At 52.7% G+C, this 6,896-nt stretch carries 7 protein-coding genes and 1 pseudogene; 6 read left to right on the forward strand and 2 right to left on the reverse strand.

Features of this window, described 5'->3' with window-relative positions:
- From ACIQ2T_RS11085 to lexA, 5 genes and pseudogenes are all read left to right on the forward strand, one after another.
- Nucleotides 1–606: pseudogene (locus ACIQ2T_RS11085) on the forward strand (anthranilate phosphoribosyltransferase); the annotation flags it as partial.
- Nucleotides 606–1,388, forward strand: a complete 783-nt coding sequence (trpC, locus tag ACIQ2T_RS11090) for an indole-3-glycerol phosphate synthase TrpC (RefSeq protein ID WP_397590860.1) — start codon at nt 606–608, stop codon at nt 1,386–1,388. The pseudogene ACIQ2T_RS11085 and the gene trpC, both read left to right, overlap by 1 nt.
- Nucleotides 1,381–1,848, forward strand: coding sequence for a cyclic pyranopterin monophosphate synthase MoaC (gene moaC, locus ACIQ2T_RS11095; RefSeq protein WP_397590861.1), 468 nt, complete (start codon nt 1,381–1,383; stop codon nt 1,846–1,848). Before trpC ends, moaC begins: the two co-directional genes overlap by 8 nt.
- Nucleotides 1,845–3,026, forward strand: coding sequence for a gephyrin-like molybdotransferase Glp (gene glp / locus ACIQ2T_RS11100; RefSeq protein ID WP_397590862.1), 1,182 nt, complete (start codon nt 1,845–1,847; stop codon nt 3,024–3,026). Before moaC ends, glp begins: the two co-directional genes overlap by 4 nt.
- A gap of 91 nt (nt 3,027–3,117) precedes the next feature.
- On the forward strand, nt 3,118–3,801 hold the full coding sequence (gene lexA / locus ACIQ2T_RS11105; RefSeq protein WP_397590863.1) for a transcriptional repressor LexA: 684 nt from the start codon (nt 3,118–3,120) through the stop codon (nt 3,799–3,801).
- A gap of 3 nt (nt 3,802–3,804) precedes the next feature.
- Here lexA and ACIQ2T_RS11110 read toward each other — a convergent pair whose 3' ends face one another.
- Nucleotides 3,805–4,440: a hypothetical protein gene (locus ACIQ2T_RS11110; RefSeq protein ID WP_397590864.1), complete on the reverse strand. Its 636-nt coding sequence runs from the start codon at nt 4,438–4,440 to the stop codon at nt 3,805–3,807.
- 253 nt (nt 4,441–4,693) lie between these two features.
- Between ACIQ2T_RS11110 and ACIQ2T_RS11115 the strand changes: the two genes are divergently transcribed.
- Nucleotides 4,694–5,980, forward strand: coding sequence for a citrate synthase (locus tag ACIQ2T_RS11115; protein ID WP_397590865.1), 1,287 nt, complete (start codon nt 4,694–4,696; stop codon nt 5,978–5,980).
- Between the two features lie 176 nt (nt 5,981–6,156).
- Here the strand turns inward: ACIQ2T_RS11115 and ACIQ2T_RS11120 are convergent.
- Nucleotides 6,157–6,896, reverse strand: a 740-nt coding sequence (locus ACIQ2T_RS11120) for a hypothetical protein (protein ID WP_397590866.1), incomplete at its 5' end; no start/stop codon positions are given.

Genomic DNA, 6,896 nt, shown 5'->3' on the forward strand with positions numbered 1-6,896 from the left:
CGCGCAGGGCGCATGGCGCAGGAAACTCTTAAAGACCTTGGCATATGCTTCCTGTTCGCTGCCAACCACCATCCGGCGATGAAGCGGATCCAGCCAATCCGTCAACGCATTGGCCAGCGCACAATATTCAACCTTATGGGCCCCCTCGCGAACCCTGCGCGAGTCAAACGTCAGCTTATCGGCATTGCGCGCCCTGCTTATGTCCCTGTGTACGCAGAAGCACTGCAGTATCTGGGCACGGAACATGCGCGCGTCATTTCAGGCGACGAAGGGCTCGACGAATTGAGCCTTGCTGGCGGTAACGAAGTTGCAGTCGTCACTCCGGACGGCATCCGTTTTCAACGCGTCAGCGCTGCGGATGCTGGTTTGCCTGTGTATCCCGTCGAAGCCATCCGTGGCAGCGACGCGCAACATAATGCGTTGGAGCTGCGCAAGCTGCTTCAGGGTGAACATGGCGCCTATCGCGATGCTGTCCTGTTCAATGCAGCAGAGGCTTTGTTGGTGGCGGGTGTCGTGCAAACAATGCCCGAAGGCGTGGAAGAAGCAGCAGAAGCAATCGACAAGGGTCTTGCCAATGCCCTGCTAAACTGTTGGGTGGCATATTAATGGCGGACAAGCTTGCAGAGATATGCGCGACCAAGCGGCTTGAAGTTGCAGAACGCAAACTTCACGGCTTGCCACATTGGCCAACACCATCTGCGCCTCGTGGGTTTGAGGCAGCATTGCGCACCAAAAGCCAGTCAGGCATCGCGCTCATAGCGGAGATCAAGAAGGCTAGCCCATCCAAGGGGCTTATTCGCGCAGATTTTAATCCTGCCGCCCATGCAATGGCCTATCAGGCTGGAGGTGCAGCTTGCCTTTCCGTTCTCACTGACGCGCCTTATTTTCAAGGACATGAGGATTATCTGATCGCGGCGCGCGCAGCATGTGACTTGCCCGTCATCCGCAAAGATTTCATGGTCGATCCGTGGCAATGCGCCGAAGCGCGGCAAATGGGCGGCGATGCCATCTTGATCATTGTCGCGGCGCTTGATGACGTCGTGATGGTCGAGATTGAGGACGCAGCCTGGCAGGAGAAACTTGATGTCCTTGTCGAGGTTCATGATGAAGATGAACTCGAACGCGCGCTTAAGCATCTCAATTCCAAGCTGTTGGGCGTGAACAACCGCAATTTAAAAACCTTTGAGGTTGATCTGGCCAACACGGAACGCTTGGCGAAACTAGTGCCAGATGACATTTTGCTTGTCTGCGAAAGTGGTATTTCAACCCATGCCGATTGTCTGCGCATGGCCGGTGCCGAGATTAACACGTTTTTGGTGGGCGAGAGCCTGATGCGGCAGGATGATATTCAGGCGGCTACACAAAGGCTTTTGACTGGTAATGGCTGATCTTACGCATCTCAACGCCGATGGCGGCGCGCATATGGTCGATGTTTCGGCTAAGGTAGATACCGCGCGTGAGGCTGTCGCCGAAGGCCGGATCAGACTGTCCGCAGACGCGCTTGAGGCCGTGCGCGCAGGCAATATGAAAAAGGGCGATGTCCTTGGTACCGCGCGTATCGCAGGCATCATGGCCGCAAAAAAAACAAGCGACCTTATTCCCTTATGTCATCCGCTGATGCTCTCCAAGATTAGCGTCGAATTCGAATATGAAGCGACCGCTATTCGGGTCGAGGCACGGGTGCGGCTTAACGGGCCAACTGGGGTAGAGATGGAGGCGTTGACCGCTGTGACCGTCACCTTGCTGACATTGTACGACATGGCAAAGGCGCTCGACAAATCGATGGTCATTTCAGACGTGCGCTTATTGTCGAAGACCGGCGGCAAGTCAGGTGACTGGTTCGCATGATTTCGGTGGATGAGGCACAGGCCAGATTGCTGGCGCTCGCGTCGCCATTGCCCCCGATCGAAGTCGAACTAACGCGCGCCGTGCGCCATTATATGCATGGACCGCTGGTGGCGATGCGCACGCAACCTGCCGCAGATTTATCGGCGATGGATGGCTATGCTGTAATAAGTGCAGACTTTCCGGGGCCATGGCGCGTGATCGGTGAAAGCGCAGCGGGTAGGCCGTTTTCGGGCATGCTTCATTCAGGCGAAGCTGTCCGCATTTTCACAGGGGCGCATGTTCCCAAAAATGCAGACCGTATTTTGATTCAAGAAAATGCCGCGCGAGAGGGGGACATCGTGCACGCCACGCAAGATCAAAGCCCTGCAGACAAGCCCCATATCCAACGTGCCGGAAGCGATTTTCTGGCAGGCGCCGAAATTCTAACGCAGGGCGCACTGCTTGGTGCTGGGCAAATCGCTCTTGCCGCAATGGCGGGTTATGGCACGCTGTGCGTTGGTGGCCGGCCACGTGTCGCTGTTGTTGCCACTGGCGATGAATTGGTGGCCGCCGGTACGCTGTGCACGGCAGCGCAGATTCCATCATCAAACAGCCCCATGCTGCGTGCCATGCTTTCAAATCTGCCTTGCAACATGATTGACGGCGGCATTTTGCCTGATGATCTGGCGGTACTTGAGGCCAGCTTCGCGCACTTGGCTGCACAAGCGGATGTTATCGTCACCACAGGCGGCGCGTCCGTTGGCGACCATGATTTGGTCCAGCCTGCATTGCTGAATATAGGCGCAAAGATGGACTTTTGGAAAGTAGCCATGCGTCCTGGAAAGCCTTTAATGGCCGGAAAAATCGGTGACACAATCATGCTTGGCCTTCCGGGTAATCCGTCATCGGCCTTTGTCACCGCAACCTTATTCTTGCTTCCACTTCTGCGATATATGGCTGGTTGCCAAACCCCGTTTCCCGAACTGCAAGAAGCGATCACAACCCGCGATCTGCCCGGAGGGGGCATGAGAGCAGAATATCTACGCGCCCGAATGGATGGCGGCCGCATCACACCCCTCAATACCCAAGATAGCGGACTTACCCATAGCCTATCGCACGCCAACGCGCTTCTTCTTCAACCAGTCAATGGGCCTAGTCGAGCCGCAGGCACTCTTGTCCAATATATATGCCTGTCGTAAAATCTGGACACAATATGTGCGATTGTTCTTGACTTAACCGCTTTTGTTCTCTAATCGTTCCATTCATGTTCAACAGGATGGAACCCTGAATATGCTCACGGCAAAACAGCACGAACTGCTAATATTCATTAATCAGCGACTTGATCAAAGCGGCATCTCTCCGTCATTTGAAGAAATGAAGGAAGCGCTCGATTTGAAAAGCAAATCCGGGGTGCACCGCTTAATCGGCGCTTTGGAAGAGCGCGGCTTCATCCGTCGCCTGGCCAACCGAGCCCGTGCGCTTGAAGTTATGAAAATGCCTGAGAGCGCGAATGGGCGTGGCGACAATGTAACCCGTCTGGCACCTGTCAAAGAAGCCAAACCACAAATTCAAATTCCTGTTGCTGCGAATGACGTGCTTGAAATTCCGTTTCATGGCAAGATTGCTGCCGGCGTTCCGATTGAGGCACTTGAAGGGCAGAACTCGTTATCGGTTCCAATGGCATTGCTGGGCGCGGGTGAACATTATGCGCTTGAGGTGTCCGGCGATTCCATGATGGAAGCAGGCATATTGGATGGCGATTACGCCTTGATCCGTAGGGCAGACACAGCGCGTGATGGTGAGATTGTTGTCGCCTTGATTAGAGGCGAAGAAGCAACTTTGAAATATCTCCGTCGCGAAGGTCAACAGATCCGGCTTGATCCCGCCAATGGGAGCTATCAGCCGCAATATTATGCCCCGCATGAAGTTCAAGTCCAAGGTAAGCTTGCAGGCCTATTACGCAGATATCATTGATTATTATTGGACCGTGGCTGCGTTCACGCGTGCTTGCACCCATGGCATGTGTAGGGTGCCGTCATTGGCGCCAATGATAAGCGGTTCGTTCAGATAAAAAGCCAGGCCGCCACTTTGCTCTAGCAGGCGGCGGTCTGCCTTTATCCATTTTGGTCTGCACGATTGCGGCAACCAGCGGTCACTCACGACGATATCAACCCGTTTACACGCGGCGGCCATTTCCATCGCGGGCACTTGGTTGGCTGTTTGCGTCGCAAGTACAGTCCATGAGCGTTTCTCACTCGCAACAGTAACCACGCTTAGAATAGGCTGAGCAACGACCTCCGACCTTAATGCGATAAGCGAAAAGCCGATGAGCAATGTCAGCGAGAATATTTGGACAATTTGCCGGAACCGGCTCCCAAGCGGTATGAGAAGACTATATGCGCCAAGAGCAATGCTGGTTACTAGAACTCCAATCCAAATTGATGTGCCGCCAGATTGCCAAATGGCGATACCGAATCCGATGCCTACTGGCAGCCAGAGCGGCAATTGATCGCGTTCGCGGTCAAGCCAATTCTCAACGGCTTGGAACAGCGTCAAATTCTCAATTAAATCCACAGATACAAGTGTATTCAATTTGAAATATTTCGTTGCCATAACATATGCTTAGCATCCAATAAACAAACCGCAAATCCCTGTGTTCTCGGATACTATTGTTTGCCTTGACGCCCGCAAAATTTGCTACCATTGGGCTAAACAATAAAAAGCCGGTTTCTCCCCAAGAAAAATTGGTATTTGCAGGGCCTTATCTGTTAGTAACGGTTGTTTTCTTGCTTCCAATGTCGAACGAGAAAAAATGCCCATGCATGAGCGGCCCGTTTATTATGTTAGCAAGATATGGAGTTTGAAAATGGCCGATAACAACGCAACGCTTACCGTTGGCGAAACCAGCTATGACTTGCCCATCATGAAGGGCACCGAAGGTCCTGACGTGATTGATATACGCAAGCTGTATGCTGCGTCGGACCATTTCACTTTCGACCCCGGCTTTACGTCGACCGCAAGCTGTGAGTCTGCACTGACGTTCATTGACGGCGACCAAGGTATTTTGTTGCACCGCGGATATTCGATTGAGGAGCTCTCGGAGCAATCAAGCTTCATGGAAGTATCTTACCTTTTGTTAAATGGTGAGCTTCCGTCCAAGGCCGAGCTAGAGCATTTTAGCTATACTATATCGCGCCACACCATGCTGCATGAACAGCTTGCGACCTTTTACCGTGGCTTTCGACGCGATGCCCACCCAATGGCGATCATGTGCGGTGTAGTTGGTGCGCTTTCAGCATTTTACCATGATTCGACTGACATTAGCGATCCAACACACCGGATGGTTTCCAGCCATCGCTTGATTGCCAAAATGCCGACAATTGCGGCAATGGCGTATAAATACTCGGCCGGCCAACCCTTTGTCTATCCTGACAACCGCCTGTCCTACACTGGCAACTTCCTGCGTATGACCTTTGGTGTGCCTGCTGAGGAATATGTTGTAAATCCAGTCATCGAACGCGCCTTGGACCGGATTTTTATTCTTCATGCAGACCATGAACAAAACGCATCTACATCAACTGTCCGGCTGGCCGGATCGTCCGGTGCGAACCCATTTGCGTGTATCGCAGCGGGCATTGCATGTCTTTGGGGTCCTGCACATGGCGGCGCCAACGAAGCTGCATTAAACATGCTGCGTGAAATTGGCACGCCAGACCGCATTCCGCATTATATTGATCGGGCAAAGGACAAGAATGACCCGTTCCGCCTAATGGGCTTTGGTCACCGTGTTTACAAAAACTATGACCCGCGCGCCTCCGTCATGCAAAAAACGGTCCGCGAGGTGCTAACCGAACTCAACATTAGCGACCCGATTTTTGACGTTGCAATGCAACTTGAAGAAATGGCCCTGAACGACCCATATTTCATTGAGAAAAAGCTGTTCCCGAATGTAGATTTCTATTCGGGCATAATCCTATCGGCCATCGGCTTCCCTACCGAAATGTTCACTGTCTTGTTCGCCTTGTCGCGGACGGTTGGTTGGGTTGCCCAATGGAATGAAATGATTTCAGATCCAGCCCAGAAAATAGGTCGTCCGCGCCAGCTGTACACCGGACCAAATCACAGGGTCTATCCAGGCCTAAACGGCCGCTAATTGATCGTGCAAGGGGGAGTGTGTTTAAAGCACGCCGCCTTTTTACCTCTCTAAAGTCTTTTTCTGCGGCACTGCGTTAATTTGTTTCGACTTGCCAACAAAGCCTTGGCTTTTTGGTGCATAGAGGCCTGATCTCGAGCGAACCAAAGCCAGAGCAATTTTAGGTTCACTCGGCCTTAGTTTTCCTTAGCCTTTTTGCCTATGATGTCATTGCGCAGGCTGACAAAGATGAGCACACTAAGTTGCAGTACCATAATCCACTCCAAAGCCTGAATGAGTCCCAGCAGAGCAGACCCGAATGCTGCAAAGATCGTGAGTGCCGCGGGCGAATGTAGCAATTGCTTCGCCCCCTTTGGTAACGCCATTTTCTGCGTAAGATATGCAAGGCACGAAACCGCAAAAGCGGCGAACAAGCCATCACCGCGATACGAGGATTGCATATAAACAGCGCTAAGCATGGCCAAAATGATCAGCGCCCATGTTATGACGGACACGCTTTGGATGTGCATATGGTCATCGACGTCATCTGTAACCGCGAGGCGAAGGGAATTGGCTGCGATAGCGACAAACGCCGCAATGCATGCCGCAGTTGCAAAGCTGCCAAAGCCCAACGCCAACGCAACTAGTGCAAGAATTGGGCTTGCGAACTTTGTGATAGTGACGGCAAAAGCGTTCTGCCAAATTACGGGGACTATGCGCGCCAGCACGGGACCAAATAACTGAGATTCCACAAAACCAGATCGGCTTGCCACACGCCGCCTTAATATTTGGCGGTTAAGCTCGGAAAAGTCTTGCGCCCCCGTCAGAACGGTCAGTGTCCCATTAGTGATGTGCTGCTGGGACACAGGACGCATCGGAATTTGGGCCAATACCGACTGACGCAGTAACGAGGAGATGATGCTCCAATCATCAGGCA

Origin of the sequence: Sphingorhabdus sp. (assembly GCF_044357595.1) — a bacterium.
Taxonomy (GTDB): domain Bacteria; phylum Pseudomonadota; class Alphaproteobacteria; order Sphingomonadales; family Sphingomonadaceae; genus Sphingorhabdus_B.

What these genes read in the sequence shown, in the direction of transcription:
- trpC (WP_397590860.1), top strand. Translation starts at nt 606, where the DNA reads ATGGCGGACAAGCTTGCAGAGATATGCGCGACCAAGCGGCTTGAAGTT.
- moaC (WP_397590861.1), top strand. Translation starts at nt 1,381, where the DNA reads ATGGCTGATCTTACGCATCTCAACGCCGATGGCGGCGCGCATATGGTC.
- glp (WP_397590862.1), top strand. Translation starts at nt 1,845, where the DNA reads ATGATTTCGGTGGATGAGGCACAGGCCAGATTGCTGGCGCTCGCGTCG.
- lexA (WP_397590863.1), top strand. Translation starts at nt 3,118, where the DNA reads ATGCTCACGGCAAAACAGCACGAACTGCTAATATTCATTAATCAGCGA.
- ACIQ2T_RS11110 (WP_397590864.1), bottom strand. Translation starts at nt 4,440, where the DNA reads ATGGCAACGAAATATTTCAAATTGAATACACTTGTATCTGTGGATTTA.
- ACIQ2T_RS11115 (WP_397590865.1), top strand. Translation starts at nt 4,694, where the DNA reads ATGGCCGATAACAACGCAACGCTTACCGTTGGCGAAACCAGCTATGAC.